The sequence below is a fragment of the Jiulongibacter sediminis genome, assembly GCF_001306455.1.
Lineage (GTDB): Bacteria > Bacteroidota > Bacteroidia > Cytophagales > Spirosomataceae > Jiulongibacter > Jiulongibacter sediminis.
Genome location: NZ_LGTQ01000010.1, coordinates 219278 through 235521, shown reverse-complemented (window position 1 = coordinate 235521; position 16244 = coordinate 219278). Strand labels below are relative to the sequence as shown.

The window sequence follows — 16244 nt, the reverse complement described above, 5'->3', positions numbered from 1 at the left end:
AATACACGTACTTTTTAGAATATTCCTGCTTTTCAGTAAAAACGAGTCATTTGGCCTATTATTGAGCTATTTTCCAAAGAGATAAACTACGATCGTCACTGGCTGAAACCAGCGACTCCTCTGAAAGCCAATGAAGACGATTCACCGATGTGCCATGCCCGGCATGACGGGCCTTATCAAGCACTTTAAGCAATTTCAGCGTTTCGGCATCCCACAGTTTGATGGATTTATCCATGCTGCAGGTGGCCAGCAGTTTGCCCGACGGGCTGTAAACAATGTCATTGATGGTGAACATATGAGCCACCACCTGATTCTCCAGATCGTAGTCCTTATTGATATCCCAACTTTTTAAATGAGCATCGCGGCTACCGCTCAGCAAGGTCTCAAAATCGGGGCTGTAGGTCAATGTGAAAACCGAATTCCGGTGAGCTTTAATCTGCTTTTTTAACTCAAAAGTCTGTAGGTCAAAAATACGGATGGTATGATCAGAATAGCCTGCGGCCAGCTCCCGCTCCACCGGATTAATCGCCAACGACCGCACACTTTTACTGGATGATTTGAGATGCTTTTTGAACGCTTTTTCGTCACGGTCAATCACCGTAATAATACCATCGCCACTGGCCACAAAAGCCAGGTTTTGGTAGGTCACAATATCAAAAATATAGGCCTTATTGAGAGCTATGGAGAATTTTTGCTCTTTGTTTTCCAGGTCAAAAACACGGACACCCTCAAAGTTTTCTCCCACCCACAGCTCATTTTGCGAAGCATCATAATGCAAAGCGTACACCGAGTTTTGCATACGGGCCAGCGGACTGCCAAGGTCAGGTTTGCGGCTATCCCACTCCACGATCATCCCATCGCCGGCAGAAGAGAAAAAACGATGAGGGTCTGAGGAGCCACAGACGTTATAAACACAATCTTTATGACCTGTGAACGACTCAATTTTCTCTACCTGAAACTTCATTTTGCTGGATAATCAATCAATGTAAAAAGGAGAATGCTCATTTTTTAGAACCGAATTAAATGGCATATTTGAACCTCAAAGATAGACTATGCCTGTACGGTTTCAAAAGAAATGCGATAGCGGAGCCCACCTGCTGGTGTGGGAGGCCAAAGAAGATGCCGAAGAACTTTTTGCCAGTTTGCCTTCCACCATCCTCACCGATGCCGAGTACCTGACCGCCAAAACAGAACAGAAAAAACTGGAGCTGCTCTGCAGCCGCGTAGCCATTCGTCATTTGGCGGCTGAGTTGGGTATTGATTTTGAAGGCATCAAAAAAGACGAACACGGCAAACCTTACATGGTGGGCACCCACTGGGAAATGTCTATCACACATTCAAAGAAATTTATGGCCGTGGTGATGCACCCCACAAAACCGGTAGGCGTTGACATTGAGCGACCGCAGGAAAAAATGTGGCGGATTACCGAACGGCTCTACAGCCCGGCAGAAATAGAAGCCATCGGCGACGACCTCAATACCATGTCTATCTACTGGTCGGCTAAAGAAGCCCTTTACAAACTCTACGGCCGCCGTGGCACCGACTTCAAAGAAAATCTAAAAGTCTTCAAAGAAGGCAACCAACTCAAAGGCGAAATCATTATGCCCGATCATCAGCAGGTCCATGATATCCATGTGGAGCCTGTAGGCTCGTATTTTTTGGTGTGGGCAATCTGAAGTCGAAGAGCCCACATCCTTTGACCTGGGGCTCTTCGACATCTTTTTGATCTTTGAATGTTACGCTTCTTTGTTTTTCTTAAAGGGCTGCCATTTCCCATTGGTCCCGCTTCTCCAAAGCCATTCCAACGGCCCATATTTATACTTACTGAACCACCAATTGCTAAATAAGATCTGAACAAGAAAAAATAAAAGCCCCAGCCCAAGAGCTGCCGTACACGGCAATTTTAACAGAAGGCCCAATCCATATCCGTAGAAAATAAAAATCCCAAAGGCCGATTGAATGACATAGGTGCTCAGTCCCATTTTACCGACCGGGATCAATGAGCGGACAAAGCGGTGGGTACGCTTTGACTGATACAGTTGAATCACCAGAGCTATGTAAAGAAGGGGTATAAAAATGTTGGAGGCATCTTTGGCGATGGAGGCTAAAAGCCGGACGGGTTCAGAGTGAGCCGGTGTAGAAAAATAGTAATTCAGGAGCACCAAAGGAATCCCGATAATGGCCGTGACCAGCGTCAGTTTGCGAAGCGGAATTTTATCAATGTTCTCATGCCATTTTTTTCTCCCGATCCACAGACCCAACAGAAACAAACCCGGAATGATCCATAGCCGGCCACTGAATTTCAAATAGTCATACTTATTGATAAATCCGATGGTACTGTTCGAAACCAGCAGTTTTTGGTACTCCCCATCCAGGATCAATTGGTAATAGCTCATGGCCAGTTCTACCGGATTTGGGCCGCTAGCTGTGGCCTGACTGACCTCTGCCGGCGGCTGAAAGAGGGAAATGGTTTTCATGAGGTTCGTCGGGCCGTTCAGGGCCAGAAATATTCCGATGACCAGAATCAGCCTGTTAGGAAGCTTTCTCATCGGAATCAAAATCATTCCGAAGACAGCATAAACCGTTAGAAAATCTCCCCGGTAGTGGATATGATGCAGGTAGCCGATCAGGAAAAGTAAGACTAAACGCCAGGCAAATCTCCATGGACTCGATTCTTTCTTGCTGTCTAAGATCAGATAGAAACTTAAACCGAAAAGCATGGAGAAAATGGCATAAAACTTCCCGAGAAACAAGTTTTCAATGATCTGTAATGAAACCGAATCAATTGGAAGTTTAAAATTAAATCCGGCGTATTGTGGTGGCGTGAGGCTGGCTACAAAACCTGCGGACATATGGGTCATGATAATGCCAAACAGGGCAAAGCCTCTTAAAGCATCGATCTCTTCAATTCTTTTCATTCTAATTTTGGGTTTTGAATCTGGACATTGGGGACAAACACTTTTGAACGATGGATATAGCAGGCACAGGAGGTTCATCCTCGACTGATGGTCACCTGCTCTGCCATCAGTTGAATACCCCGGCGTCGACGTCTTTGATAAACTGAATCAATCCTGAGAAATAGGTTTCAGGATCATCGTATTGAGAAAGATGGCTTCCATTGGTGGTGACACTGCGACCTTTCTGAACCTGCGTACTCATCCACTCCATGTATTTGGGGTCCATGGTATCGTATTTTCCGCCCAGCATCAGGGTGGGTACCTTGATTTCTGAAAGCCGGTCAGACACATCCCATCCTTTCAGAGAGGCATTGCCCGTCACGCCAAATTCACTGTAGCCCTGCATGTAGATGTAGATATTGGGATTCAAATGTTTGAACGCCCTTTCTATGAATTCGGGCCATTCGTCCAACGGTTTACGCAGCACATGTTGGGTATAATAATGCTGCTGAACCAACTCAGCGTACCGTGGATTGGCAAAGTCTTCATTGGCCTCAAAAGCCTTGATTTCTTCATAGACCTCCGGAGGAAGCTGGGGCCCCAGAACCTCGGCCGCATATTTTTCGTACTCCGGTATACTTACCACCATGTTAGAGATGATCAGCCCTTTCAGATGTTCCTGGTATTTCAGGGCATACTCCATGGCCAGGATACCTCCCCAGGATTGCCCCAGGACATAGAAGTTATCCTTATTCAGGTTCAGGGCTTTTCGTACCTGTTCCACTTCCTCCACGAAATGGTCGATCGTCCAGAGGGTGGAATCATTGGGCTGGTCGCTGTAATAACTTTCGAGTTGGTCATAGTAGATGTACTCGATCCGTTCATGGGGAAGGTAACCGTCAAAGTTTTCAAAGACTTCGTGGGTTCCGCCCGGCCCGCCATGAAGCAGCAAAACCCGCATTTTGGGGTTATTCCCCATTCGTTTGGTAAATACACGAAACGTGCCTTTCGGCGTCTCGATGGGAATGACATTGATCCCACCGGTAATTTGGTCATCACTGTTGGAGTAATCAAAATAGTGGTTTTTCCCGGCATCCGCTGACTGAGGGTTCTTGCAACTACCCAGGATGATCGGCAGAAGCAGGAGGGTTAGGGTTAGATATTTCATCTTTGTTAGTTTTAATTCATCGCTTGTTTCAGGGTGTGGATGAACCAAAGATTCTTTACAGCCGCAAAAAAGATAGGCCCTTGTCTTCTATAGAGCCTTTCAGTCAACTAGTTGATAATCAGAAATATACAAAGTTGATGATCTTTGTTTATGGCTTGGTGTTCCTAAAGCTAAAGAATTTCTCAGAATGTAAAATCAAAAATCGGTCAGACTTATTTTTCAGTAGCAATTGACAGTAGACAAACAAAAATTCGCACCGCCGGGGAATAAAGTGAAATCATCATGCCTGATCATCTGCAAGTGCCTGATATTCATGTGGAGCCGGTTGGGGGGTATTTTTTGGTTTGGGCGGTGTGAGAGGGAGGATTTGGTGATCAGTAAAAATGATAATACTGGTTTCGGTTTAACGGTTCTCAGCTATACGCAGGCAGGGATTTTTACCACTGAACTTCCAACGATGAATTGAATTTCGAATTTACCACTTTCCCGTCCTACGAAGCTCGAAACCCCTGCTTGCGTATAGGTGATGTTAGGAAATCGTGCTTCCTTTTCGTTCGCTCTTGCCTTATCATAGTATATATGTTTTAATTTTTTTAACCCACCAATGTTTTGGTATAACTTCAATCCAGTTGACACTCGTTTCTTCATATAATTTGTCCTTTTTCATAATTAAATTCCCATTTCTTGAGTGGTTCTTTCTATCACTTTGTAAGTATTAGTTCTTGTATTCAAAGCAGGATATGTACCCTCAAGAATGTTTATTACCGCACTATTAATTGTTGGATTTTCTAAAGAACCGCTAATAAAGCTAACTAAGTTCTCATTTTCCTTGGTCATGCTTACATGAACAATCTGTTCCGCATTACAAGCAACTGCCAAATTCGGGTTGTGCGTAACAATAATTATTTGTCGCTTTTCTTTGGCTTTTTTAATAAATTGAACAAGTATTTTGAAAACACTTTGATTATCTAGGTTCTCTTCGGGTTGGTCAATAACCAAAGGGATATCATTTTGGTCTAACGTCAAATAGAAAATTAATAGTAAAGCACCTCTTTCTCCTGGTGAGAGTTCGTCTAAATTTTTATCTCCTAATTTCAGTTTATATTCAGGCTCTAAATAGTCTAAATTAAAAAGGTAAGTGTATAAGTCTAACACCGAGTAGCCTTTCTTTAATTGACTTTCTATTTCCCTTTTTGCTTCCTTCTGATCTTCCCTTTGGTCAGTTTGGAGATTTAGGATTATGTCATCCAAAAAGCCAAGTATTCCATCCAAAGAGTCTAATGCATTATTTTCAATTAAATGATTTAATTTTTCAATTCCTGTAGGGTTACCAATGAAACTTCCTTTGCTCCCCAAACTCACATGGTCGAAAAACTTCTCAACCAAACCAATAATCTTTAAATCAACATCTAATTCAATTTTATACTCTGAAAGGAGTGTTCCGTAATTCTGAATAAAGGCAGTTATAGGGTCAAATAATTTTCTATACAATAAAATTATTTCTTCCTTTTTCTTGAATAACTCAATAGTTAAAGCTTTTCGAATTTCTTTTGCTTTGTCCAAATCAATTATCAACTGCTTTTCAATGTATGATATTTGACTTTGTAATGCTGTAATTGACCCTTCTTTATCATCACTACCTATGATAGTTTGTCGCTTTTCTTCCCAAGCTTTCTTGGTATCTAAAAATTTTTGATATGCTCTTGATTGTTCATCAAGCTTTTCCTGAAGCTGTTGTAGCTCTATATTGAAAGCTTCCTTTTTATCTAAGAATCCTGTTTTTCCTTCATTTGTGATGGCTTGATTTAATGCAATAGATTGACCTTGCCTTGTTTTGAGCAAACTCTCAAGAGGCTCTTTATTTATGGTCAGTGAAATACTGTCCGTAAGAATTAATGAATGTTTATAAAATGTTGGTTGTATTTCAGACTTTAGATTGTCAAATTGTCTTTCAAATGAACCTATTGTTTGAATTACTTTTTCAATTTCTGCTATATCTATTTTTGTAGTTGCAAGAGATTTTTGAGTTTTATCAATTTCATTATTTAATGTAGGTAATTGTTCTCTTATCGCAGAGATGCGATTTGTTACTTCTTTATTTTTTTCAATCGCAGTTTCATCTGTTGGTGCTTCAATAGGTGTCGGCTTCGAAGCATCATGTGCCTTTAGCTCATTGTCTTTCTCCTTTATTCTTTCCTCAATGGCTTTTCGATAACTTTCAGAGTTCTTTTTCTCCAGTTCAATTATTCTTTTATTGACACTTTGGAGCTTCCCTTTGATTTCTTCAATATCATCATTAATAATTTCTGACTGGAACTCAATTAGTTCATCTAGATTATTTTTACCTAATTTATCTGAATCTGAAAGGTGAGAAAAAATCACATTTCTGAGTTCTCCTTCAAAATCCTTTAAATCTTCATTACAAAGCTTTTCTATAAAACTTTGCGGTAAATATTTTACTTTTTCAACACTAGTTTCTTCAGGATTATTACTTAATAGGTTAGAATCAACGGAGCCGTCAACCCATTTTAAATTACCTTTAAAACTTTCTGCCCTATTTGGTTTTGGTTTCCTGAATTTTTTCCTTTCCAAGAAAGAGAAATCGTCATAATTAGGTGTGTTGCCTAAAAGTCCTATTATATCAGCAATAGCACTCTTGCCTTGCCCTTTGTTTCCAATTATTGCTACCATTGATGGGTTTAGCTCCAATTGAAAATTCTCGAACCATTTTTCAGTTAACCCGGAATTTTCTACTTTTTCAATGGAAATTGAATCAATAAATTTTGTTGGAGTGTTTTTTCTCCTTTCTAATAATGGGGGAGTATCACCGATAAAAATTCTGCTTTTATCATTGGCAACTTGCTTTAATCCTTCAAAAGTTAAGTCTGCTTTTAGCCACGTAAATGAATTGCCAATTCGGTCTTTCTCTGTAGATTTTTCTGAAAAAGAATGAGCATCACTACAATCGAGCAAGTAATTTCTAACTCCTTGCTCGTTGAACTTTTCACAATGCTTTTCATAAATTGTTGGATTATCAAGGGATACAAATGTGAAAGATGCATTATTAATTATCGTCTTTTTTTCAGCAGCAGATCCATCCCATCTTAATGCCTCCCACTCCGTTTTACCTATAGCAGTTAAGCATTTGCCTTTAAAATATCCATTTACAATTGAATAGACTAAATCATAATCATAATTTAAATTATTGAACCCTACCTCTAAATCGGATTTGTTTATTTCTTTCTTTGCTGTTCTCTTTATATCATGCCCTAGTTTTTCTAAGTTGTTTTTTGAAGCAACACCAACAAAATCAACACCTTCAACATCAGGAGATATTTTTTTACTATGTTGAATTGCACTTAAAAATTGCTCTTCAATTTCTTCGGTTGTTAAGTTATTCGAAAAAATGATGTGTAAGTTAACTCGCTTCCATCCATCATCATTCGATAAGTTGCCAAATCTATTAACTCTTAACTCAATAACAGGCAGAATGAGTTCTATCTTGGGCAATCGACCTTTCTCTTTATATTCTTTTACCTTCTTATAACCATCAAGAAAAATATAGTCGTTTATTCCTAAAACCTTAAACTCTTCCGATAGTGATTCAAGGTCAGTTATATACTTTTCCCAAGCATCATCAGTATCACCTCCATAATGCTGAATTATCGATTTTGGTGTATGGACGTGTAAGTCCCATTTATTCCATTCGGATCCTCTTTTAAAATTAGTCATGAGTCCAGTACCGTTTTTTCAGTTTCAATGTCTTTTCTTGCAATGTTTATATATAGGCTTTGATGTTTGGCAAGTCGTTCTTTAGTAGGTTTGCCACTCTCCAAATCAAGCCTGCCTTCTCTTTAAAATTCTTTATTTATTGTCATTTATTTGTCAAAAACCAAGTATGCTTGGATGTGCGGTTGGCTTTTAGCATGTTGCCTAATGGCTCTGCGATATGGAGCGGATTTGGCGATAGCCAATCTGATCTCATATCGTTGGTTATGGCTATTTTATTCTTAATCAAAATATTCTTTCATTTCCTCAGCAATAATTTCCCAAGTATTTGATGGGTCGGGATTAAAATTTAATTCAAGTAAGTTTTTCTTTATATCTAATAAAGTTTGGCTTTTGTCTTCATCAAATACTTGATTTGAGACCCAAGAAGGGAAAGAGGCAAATGCCCTATTTAGAATTTGTTCAACTTTGTTTTTTATTCCTGGTGGTATTTCAAGTGTGCTTCTTATAATGTTATCTAATTGTGGTTCTGGATTTAATGAGTCAAATTTAAAAGTATCGCAAGAAAATTTTTTAAATCGCCATAACTCTCCAAAAAGAAAATTTTCTGATTCAATTTGTATTATTTCTTTCATGATCTTAAAGGCCCAATTTTGAAAAGCAGGATGTCTAATATCTTGTATTGTCCATTTCATAATAGGGTCTCCAAGATTAAAATCATCGTGCCCATCACCTTCATAAAATTCACCGGTAACACAGAAATTATACTTTGTTAAAATACTAGTAAATATTGGATGATGCCATTGATTAAGCGAATAAACTGAAACTGAATTTTCTTCGACATTAACTGTAATAGGGAAATAAGGAAGCTTTAGGTTTTTTAGCCAGTCAACTCCTTCACCTTCAAAAGAAAAAACAGGTGATGTATTTACTTTAACCTGAGCAATAAATGAATCTTCTGCGGAATATACCCGGCCATTTTTTCTTAATAATGTACCGATAAAGTCAATTCCATAATCTTCTTCTCTTGGAACATTTGCAACCGCACAAAATGGTCTAAATAATTGAATAGCTAAATCTTCACCAAGATTTCCCCTTCTAAAATTTGCTGCAATTCTTCCTCCTTTGTTGTTCATTATATTTTCTCTTAATTAGCCATAGGGAGCGGAGTAATGCATTCCCTTTTTTGTTGGTTTTGTGCAATTGTATTAATCCGCAATATAAAATCTATATAAGTATCTAATTATTAGAGATAAATCCAAGTGTAAGCATTTGTTGTCAGTTAGATTTAACACAAGGATTATCTAAAACTAAAGAATTTTCCACTATGAAGGGTTGTAGAAGGTATTGACTTATTAAGCGGTAGGTGTTTATGGCGATGGGCTTTTGGCTTTGAGTCACCAGCTTTATAGGAAGAAGTTTTTAAGCCGGATTCAGCAGTCTCTTTTAAAGTGAAAGGGTAGTAAAGAAGAAGGTCAATTAAACCTTCCCGTCCCCGTGTCTTTGTCACAGACCCCTCGGGCGGTTCTTAATGCTTAAAAAAAATACCCTACAAAGCCCCCTTCAAATCATCAAAAGAAATTCCGAAATGCGATTCGTTATACACGCTTTCACCGTTTTTGATTAAGAGTACCTGTGGGCTTTCGTGTTCTACGTTGAAGGTCATGGCTACGGCGTTAGAGAGGCCACGGTATCGCAATAAATCAAGATAGTAGAGTTTCAGGTCGCCCACTTCTTCGGGGTTCCAGTTTCGCTGCATACGGTTCATGGCCGTGCTGCTGATGGGGCAGGTGGTGCTGTGCTTAAAAATCAAAACCGGCTGGTTTTCAGATTCCTTCTTAATTTGATCCAATTGGTCTTCAGTAGTCAATTGATTCCAATCCATCTCTTCTTTGTCGTTTCTTGATTTCAGGAAGGAGAACATAAAGGTTGGTTTTAAAAGTTTCAGTTTTAGAAAACTATGTTATCAATTAAGCGAACACCATCCAGATAAGCTGCCGTACAAATGGCTGTTTTGCCTTCGGTATTCATCTTTTCAATGGGCTCCAGATCGTCAAAATCAGCGATTTCAAAGTACTCAAGTCTAAACTCAGGAATGTTTTTGAAGAAGAGGTCAATTTCCTTTTGCGTTTCCTCAGCCGTTTTTCCCTGAATCAATAAGTCTTTGGCTTTTTGCAAGGCGGCATGCAGTTGCGGAGCAATTTTGCGGGCCTCAGCACTCAGTCGGGTATTTCTGGAAGACATGGCCAGTCCGTCTTTTTCTCTCAGGGTAGGGCAGGGGATCAGCTCCAGGTCAAAACTCAGATCATTCACCATTCGGCGAAGCACCGCCACCTGCTGCAAGTCTTTTTGCCCAAAATAAGCTCTGTCAGGGTTCACGATATGAAACAGCTTGGAAACCACGATACCCACACCATTAAAGTGCCCGTCTCTGAATTTGCCCTCCATCACATGTTCCAGGTTACCAAAGTCAAAAGTGAGTTTAGGCAAAGTTGGGTACATTTCTTCAGCAGATGGAGCAAAGACAAAATCGCAGCCGACAGGTTCTAAAAGTTTGCAGTCGGCCTCCAGCGTTCTGGGGTATTTCTTCAGGTCATCCGGGTTATCAAACTGGGTAGGGTTCACAAAAATACTGCAAACCACCACCTCATTTTCAGCCCTGGCTCGATCTATCAAACTGATATGCCCGGGATGCAGAGCCCCCATGGTAGGCACAAAACCAAGGGATTGATCTTTCAGGCGATGAGCCTTTAATGCGGATTTCAGCCCGGCAATGGTATTGATGATCTTCATGCGGCCAAAGTTAGGGAATCAGAGGCATTCTAAAAGCCTTTGGGTACGACTGTTTGAGCATTGAAGAATTAGGTTTATTTTTGCCGCCAGAGGCCAATAAAATCACAGTTTAAATGCTTTTTACCAGTCCGGAGTTCTTTACCTTATTGGCCTGTACTTTTCTCCTGTACTATCTTGTTGGTAAGGCTCAGCTGCAGAAAATCATACTCGTCATTTCCAGCTTTACGTTTTATGCCTGGAATTTCCCAAAACTGCTGGCTCTGCTGTGTGTTTCTATTCTGATCAATATCCTGACGGTCAAAGCCATAAAGCAAAGCAAAGCAGGTCAGCGATACTGGTGGGCTACCTTGGGTGTGGTGATTAATCTGGGTATTCTGGCTTTTTTCAAATACAGTCCATTGCTTGGCAAAACGTTTTTTGAATCGGGTTCTTCCGTCGGGGAGTATCTGATGGGTATTCCACTGCCTATTGGTATTTCTTTTTTTACGTTTCAAGGGCTCAGTTTGGTGGTGGATACTTACCGGGCGAAAGACGGTGACGATAACTTGCCGGAGCATACCGGCTCTCTGGTGGAGTCTATTGCCCTATATATTGCCTTTTTTCCGCAGTTGATTGCCGGACCAATCGTCAAAGCCTACGAATTCCTCCCACAAATCGCCAAAAAGGCCTTTCGCGATATTGACTGGGAGTATTGCATTAAACAACTCATCGTCGGTTATTTTCTCAAAATGGTAATTGCTGATAATCTGAAAGATCATACCTTCTGGATGCAGTATCCGTATTTTATGGAGCTTTCGGGGCTGAATTTGATGGCTTTACTCTTTGGCTACAGCATGCAGATTTTCGCTGATTTTGCGGGGTATTCGTTGATTGCACTAGGACATGCAGGTCTGTTTGGCTACCGACTAAGAGACAATTTTATGTTTCCCTATATCTCGGCTTCGTTCTCAGAATTCTGGAGAAGATGGCATATTTCGCTGTCCACTTTCCTTCGCGAATACCTGTATATCCCGCTTGGAGGCAACAGAAAAGGAAAAGTGAGAACGTATGTCAATCTTATGCTGACCATGGTTTTGGGCGGCTTCTGGCACGGGGCGGCCTGGAGTTATGCGGTTTGGGGAGCGGCTCATGGCATTGCTTTGGCACTGGAGCGGTTTGTCAATGATGCTTTGCCTTTTCAATGGCCAAAGGGGTTTCGCTTCGTCAAAATCATTTTCATTTTTTCAGTGGTGACTTTGCTCTGGTTGCTGTTCAGACTTCCTGCTTTTTCAGAGGTTTTACTGTATCTGAGTCAGATCAAAAATGCACCATTTTTTAAAGGCGTGAACGATTTGAATACTGCTTTTTTCATCAGCATGTATGCCTTGCCGATTATGGCTTATCATGGCTGGTATTTGCTCAAAGAATCGGGCTCAAAGAATTGGGCAATAAAACTCGAGCCACTTTTATACGCCTGCCTATTGTTCATGATTTTGGTGAATAGCGGTTCATCAGGAAGCTTTATTTATTTTCAATTCTGATGCTGAAAAAGATATTTCTCTATACCGCCCTTTTGCTGATTGCCTACACGGTAGTCCTTCGTTTTTTGCCGTCGGATATCGATACAGACCAAAGTCAGTGGGGGACTAATGTGATTAAGGCCAGAGATTATATCCTGAGTGAGGAGGATTTCAAAAACGTAATTGTGGGTACTTCTTTGTCGACCAGGTTGGTTACAGATAGTCTGGGCGATGATTTTGTCAATTTGTCGTTTAGCGGTTCTACCATTTGGGATGGCATTGAGTTGATAGAAGCCAGGGAGCAAAAGCCCAAACGCGTTTTTATAGAAAGCACTTTCGTTTTCAAAAAGACGGATGGTTCGTTGACCGATTACGTCTCGAAGGGTTTCAGCTCAAAACTTAAATCTACTCTTCCGGTTTTCAGGGAGAAAAATCAACCCGTTGGTGTGATCAAAGGTTTAGTTACTAAAGCACTCAAAAGTGGTGGCCCTTTAGCTTCTTACGACAGCGTGGCTGTTGAGATTAATCCTGAAATTCTTGAAATTCAATCCGATTATTTTGTCGAAGAATATACCGATGAAAACTACGAATGGATTTTTACCAAAAAGCTCATCTGGCCACTTGAAAGACTTTTAGATCAGGGGATTGAAGTCGTTTTCTACGAAATGCCTTTGCATCCGTCTTTTTGTGAAAGTGAGGTGATTAAAGACGTCAGATGGCATATTGACGAGTTGACCAAACGAGAAGGCGTCAGCTTTCTGAAAGTGAATAATTGTGAAGCCTACCAAACAAATGATGGTATTCATTTGGTAAGCCACTCCGGTTTAAAATTTACCAATAAGCTGAAGTCTCAGCTTTAATTATTCCACCGTCACCGACTTCGCCAGGTTTCTAGGCTGATCCACATTCCGACCTCTCAATACGGCAATATGGTATGAAAGTAACTGCAAAGGAATAGATGCCAACAATGGCGTAATCATTTCATGAGAGGTTGGTATCTCAATCGCAAAGTCAACCATATTTTTTACCTCCGTATCACCATGATTGATGATGGCAATGACGCGTCCTTTTCTGGCTTTTACCTCCTGAATATTGGACACCACTTTTTCATACGAGCTGTCTTTGGTGGCAATGAAAACCACAGGCATATCCTCGTCAATTAAGGCGATCGGTCCATGTTTCATCTCAGCAGCCGGGTAACCCTCAGCATGGATATAGGAGATTTCTTTCAGTTTTAAAGCACCTTCCAGAGCTACAGGGAAGTTAATTCCTCGCCCCAGGAAAATGAAGTTTGAAGCAAAAGTAAAGAGCTTCGAGATGTCTTTGATATCAGCATCCAGTTTCAGGATTTCCTCTACTTTTTGAGGTACAGCCGCCATTTCAGAAAGCAGTCTTCTGTATTCCCCTTCGTCTATTGTTCCTTTGGCTTTTGCCGTGGCAATCGCAATCATCGCCAAAACAGTCACCTGAGCCGTAAAAGCTTTGGTACTGGCCACTCCAATTTCAGGTCCGGCGTGGGTATAAACCCCGGCGTCGGTTAATCTGGCGATAGAAGAACCAACGACATTGCAGATACCTAAAATTGTGGCTCCTTTTTGCTTTGCCAGTTCCAGAGCGGCAAGCGTATCCGCCGTTTCACCGGATTGCGAAATAGCAATGACAAAATCACCTTCTTTAATGATCGGGTTTCTATATCTGAATTCGGAGGCGTATTCTACTTCTACGTTGATACGAGCCAGTTCCTCAAAAAGGTATTCACCCACCAGTCCTGCATGCCAGCTCGTTCCGCAGGCCACGAAGACAATACGTTTAGCTTTGGCCAACTTCTCTAAATGATTGATCAAACCACCTAGTTGAATATGAGCGGTTTCGGCATTCAGGCGGCCACGCATACAGTCACCAATAGACTTTGGCTGTTCAAAGATTTCTTTGAGCATAAAATGCTCAAAACCACCTTTTTCAATACTTTCCAACTCCATCTCGACCGTCTGAATAAATGGACCTTTTTCCTGATTTTGGAGGTTTTTGATGGCCAGTTTTCCTTTGTTTACTGTGGCAATTTCAAAATCGTCAAGATAAACAACTTCTTTAGTGTACTCGATGATCGGTGTGGCGTCGGAAGCAAAGAAATATTCGTCTTCTCCGATACCAATCACTAACGGACTTCCTTTTCTGGCAGCCACCAGTTGATCTGGATTGTCTTTATCAATGACCACGATGGCATAGGCTCCTACCACTTCAAGAAGTGCCAGGCGAACAGCCTCTTCCAGATCGCAGTTTTTATGTTTTCTTACGTCTTCAATGAAGTTTATCAATACCTCAGTGTCAGTTTCACTTTCGAAGGTATAGCCTTTGTCAATAAGCGATTTTTTAATAGAAGCATAGTTCTCAATGATACCATTATGGATGATGGCGAGGTGCTCGCTTTGAGAATAATGTGGGTGAGCGTTTACGTCATTGGGCTCGCCATGTGTGGCCCAGCGGGTGTGACCAATACCAATTTTAGCTGTAAGAGGCTTACCCTGTAGTTCAAATTCAAGATCAGCAACTTTCCCTTTCTTTTTATAAACCTTAAGGCCGTTGCCATTAAGCAGGGCAATTCCGGCACTGTCATACCCACGATATTCCAGCCTTTTAAGGCCTTTGATAATTAAAGGAGCGGCTTCTCTATGCCCTACATAGGCTACGATTCCACACATGTTGCTGTTGGTTTAGAGTTCAAGTTCAGGCACAAAAATAAGGAACCAGTTCACCAAAAGGTCACCAATTCCTTACTTTTTAATCTTACTTTATTCTTCGGTTATTTTGAGTAATAAAGTTTCAGTTTAAAATCTCTTAGTATTATTCTATTAAGGGCAGAGCCAAAAACCAGACCGTTCGTGCCTGAAGAAGCTGGAATGGCGGCTGCAAGTACCAGACCGTTATCCCTGGCTTTCCCGGAAGCAATATCCTGTATGTAAGGCGTAATGTCAGCGTTAAAAACGTTGAGAGAATCATCATAAGTACTTAAAATACCTGAGGTGGCATTTAGTGAAGTACTTACATAACTGTAATTGCTGTTGTTACGGGCGACACTGCCATCTTCATTCAAAGTAATGAAGGTGATAAAAGGGGCAAGGCCAACCTCTTCACTAAATGTACTGGTGTCAGCCTTAAACTCAAGTTCAGCATAACCTATCTGCTTACTTTGAAGTTGACTTAACTCCGGGAAAGTAATTCTGCCCGCCAAGCCCGAAGCCGCCTGCACAAAAATATTACCTTCAGTTTCTGATGCTGATTTTGAGTCTCCGGCATTTAGAATGTCTGAAATTGCCGTGTTAGAACGGTCAAAATCCAAGTGATTAAATCGACCGGAAGTATAATCGAAGGTATAACCACGAACATCTTCTGAGCCTGATTCGTGATAAAAAAGAACCAAGCTGGAGTTTGTATTATTGGCATTAGCCTGAGAGCCGATATTAAAAGCTGAGACGGCCTCTGCATCATCACTAGCTACGAGAACAAAACCCGGAAACGCACTTTCAAATGTTTCGCGATCGGAAATGGCTCCATTTTTGGAAATATTGATCAGTTCCTGAGCAACTTCATCCGGTAAAATAATGTCAAGGAAAATGACCGTTCCGGTGTCGTTAACCATTGAGCTTCTGTCGATCTCCAAACTTACCAACGGGGTTGGGTCATAGCTCACTTCACTATCGTAATTGTAATTTTTGTTTTCCAGAGCACTATTCAGACGGTGTACATTGAGCGTCATCCTGGAAGTAGAGTCTCCGAAAAACAGCAAGCTTCTGTTTGCCAGTCGTAATGATAGCGAATCATAAACCATGTCAGAAGTAAATTCAAAGGCCGCTGTCTCCAAAGCTCCGGTAAAGGAATTGGTGGACTGAGGTAAAGTAGGCTGAAGGTAGGCAGAGGCTTGAATTCTTCCAAAATAAGGGTCGTCATATCCACCCACCAAAGCGGCCGTCTGGCCAGAAGTGATCAGTGAGTCCAGCTGGTAAGTTTCAATCTCAAGATTCAGGGTGTCTGTGAAATAAGCCTTGTCTCCATTGCCAATTCCGCTAAATCCGATCTCAGTGGGGTCCTCACAGGACAAAAAGAAAGCGGAAAGCAGTACAAAGACTGCATTCCGCATCAAGGTTGTTTTTTTGAACATAT

At 41.0% G+C, this 16244-nt stretch carries 12 protein-coding genes; 3 read left to right on the top strand and 9 right to left on the bottom strand.

Translation table 11 applies throughout. The features are described from left to right. Positions 1 to 58: 58 nt before the first annotated feature. Positions 59 to 964 (bottom strand): WD40 repeat domain-containing protein, encoded by a 906-nt coding sequence (locus AFM12_RS14070; protein ID WP_055149319.1) that lies wholly within the window; start codon positions 962 to 964, stop codon positions 59 to 61. Between the two features lie 88 nt (positions 965 to 1052). On the opposite strand from AFM12_RS14070, the gene AFM12_RS14065 reads away from it, so the two are divergent. Beyond that, positions 1053 to 1676, top strand: a complete 624-nt coding sequence (locus AFM12_RS14065) for a 4'-phosphopantetheinyl transferase family protein (RefSeq protein ID WP_055149317.1) — start codon at positions 1053 to 1055, stop codon at positions 1674 to 1676. A 60-nt stretch (positions 1677 to 1736) separates the two neighbouring features. Here the strand turns inward: AFM12_RS14065 and AFM12_RS14060 are convergent, their stop codons facing one another. From AFM12_RS14060 to panC, 6 genes are all read right to left on the bottom strand, one after another. Beyond that, positions 1737 to 2918 carry a DUF418 domain-containing protein gene (locus tag AFM12_RS14060; RefSeq protein WP_055149315.1) on the bottom strand — a complete coding sequence of 394 codons (1182 nt, stop codon included), beginning with the start codon at positions 2916 to 2918 and terminating at the stop codon, positions 1737 to 1739. A gap of 106 nt (positions 2919 to 3024) precedes the next feature. Further along, on the bottom strand, positions 3025 to 4065 hold the full coding sequence (locus AFM12_RS14055; RefSeq protein ID WP_055149313.1) for a proline iminopeptidase-family hydrolase: 1041 nt from the start codon (positions 4063 to 4065) through the stop codon (positions 3025 to 3027). 669 nt (positions 4066 to 4734) lie between these two features. Continuing rightward, a complete protein-coding gene (locus AFM12_RS14040) occupies positions 4735 to 7797 on the bottom strand; it encodes a TrlF family AAA-like ATPase (protein WP_055149307.1) in 3063 nt (1020 codons plus the stop codon). Positions 7798 to 8075: 278 nt separating this feature from the next. Beyond that, a complete protein-coding gene (locus tag AFM12_RS14035) occupies positions 8076 to 8930 on the bottom strand; it encodes a hypothetical protein (protein WP_055149305.1) in 855 nt (284 codons plus the stop codon). A gap of 413 nt (positions 8931 to 9343) precedes the next feature. Continuing rightward, the gene (gene ytxJ / locus AFM12_RS14030) at positions 9344 to 9679 is read right to left on the bottom strand and encodes a bacillithiol system redox-active protein YtxJ (protein WP_055149534.1); all 336 of its coding nucleotides are present in this window, start codon (positions 9677 to 9679) and stop codon (positions 9344 to 9346) included. A 65-nt stretch (positions 9680 to 9744) separates the two neighbouring features. Then, on the bottom strand, positions 9745 to 10587 hold the full coding sequence (gene panC / locus AFM12_RS14025; RefSeq protein WP_055149303.1) for a pantoate--beta-alanine ligase: 843 nt from the start codon (positions 10585 to 10587) through the stop codon (positions 9745 to 9747). A 113-nt stretch (positions 10588 to 10700) separates the two neighbouring features. Between panC and AFM12_RS14020 the strand changes: the two genes are divergently transcribed. Together AFM12_RS14020 and AFM12_RS14015 are read left to right on the top strand one after the other, a co-directional pair. After that, on the top strand, positions 10701 to 12107 hold the full coding sequence (locus AFM12_RS14020) for an MBOAT family O-acyltransferase (protein WP_055149301.1): 1407 nt from the start codon (positions 10701 to 10703) through the stop codon (positions 12105 to 12107). Further along, positions 12107 to 12946, top strand: a complete 840-nt coding sequence (locus tag AFM12_RS14015; RefSeq protein ID WP_055149299.1) for a hypothetical protein — start codon at positions 12107 to 12109, stop codon at positions 12944 to 12946. The genes AFM12_RS14020 and AFM12_RS14015 overlap by 1 nt, the downstream gene beginning before the upstream one ends. Here AFM12_RS14015 and glmS read toward each other — a convergent pair whose 3' ends face one another. Together glmS and AFM12_RS14005 are read right to left on the bottom strand one after the other, a co-directional pair. Beyond that, positions 12947 to 14785, bottom strand: a complete 1839-nt coding sequence (gene glmS, locus AFM12_RS14010; protein ID WP_055149297.1) for a glutamine--fructose-6-phosphate transaminase (isomerizing) — start codon at positions 14783 to 14785, stop codon at positions 12947 to 12949. 101 nt (positions 14786 to 14886) lie between these two features. Next, on the bottom strand, positions 14887 to 16242 hold the full coding sequence (locus AFM12_RS14005) for a DUF4270 family protein (RefSeq protein ID WP_055149294.1): 1356 nt from the start codon (positions 16240 to 16242) through the stop codon (positions 14887 to 14889). Positions 16243 to 16244: the final 2 nt, after the last annotated feature.

What these genes read in the sequence shown, in the direction of transcription:
- AFM12_RS14070 (WP_055149319.1), bottom strand. Translation starts at nt 964, where the DNA reads ATGAAGTTTCAGGTAGAGAAAATTGAGTCGTTCACAGGTCATAAAGAT.
- AFM12_RS14065 (WP_055149317.1), top strand. Translation starts at nt 1,053, where the DNA reads ATGCCTGTACGGTTTCAAAAGAAATGCGATAGCGGAGCCCACCTGCTG.
- AFM12_RS14060 (WP_055149315.1), bottom strand. Translation starts at nt 2,918, where the DNA reads ATGAAAAGAATTGAAGAGATCGATGCTTTAAGAGGCTTTGCCCTGTTT.
- AFM12_RS14055 (WP_055149313.1), bottom strand. Translation starts at nt 4,065, where the DNA reads ATGAAATATCTAACCCTAACCCTCCTGCTTCTGCCGATCATCCTGGGT.
- AFM12_RS14040 (WP_055149307.1), bottom strand. Translation starts at nt 7,797, where the DNA reads ATGACTAATTTTAAAAGAGGATCCGAATGGAATAAATGGGACTTACAC.
- AFM12_RS14035 (WP_055149305.1), bottom strand. Translation starts at nt 8,930, where the DNA reads ATGAACAACAAAGGAGGAAGAATTGCAGCAAATTTTAGAAGGGGAAAT.
- ytxJ (WP_055149534.1), bottom strand. Translation starts at nt 9,679, where the DNA reads ATGGATTGGAATCAATTGACTACTGAAGACCAATTGGATCAAATTAAG.
- panC (WP_055149303.1), bottom strand. Translation starts at nt 10,587, where the DNA reads ATGAAGATCATCAATACCATTGCCGGGCTGAAATCCGCATTAAAGGCT.
- AFM12_RS14020 (WP_055149301.1), top strand. Translation starts at nt 10,701, where the DNA reads ATGCTTTTTACCAGTCCGGAGTTCTTTACCTTATTGGCCTGTACTTTT.
- AFM12_RS14015 (WP_055149299.1), top strand. Translation starts at nt 12,107, where the DNA reads ATGCTGAAAAAGATATTTCTCTATACCGCCCTTTTGCTGATTGCCTAC.
- glmS (WP_055149297.1), bottom strand. Translation starts at nt 14,785, where the DNA reads ATGTGTGGAATCGTAGCCTATGTAGGGCATAGAGAAGCCGCTCCTTTA.
- AFM12_RS14005 (WP_055149294.1), bottom strand. Translation starts at nt 16,242, where the DNA reads ATGTTCAAAAAAACAACCTTGATGCGGAATGCAGTCTTTGTACTGCTT.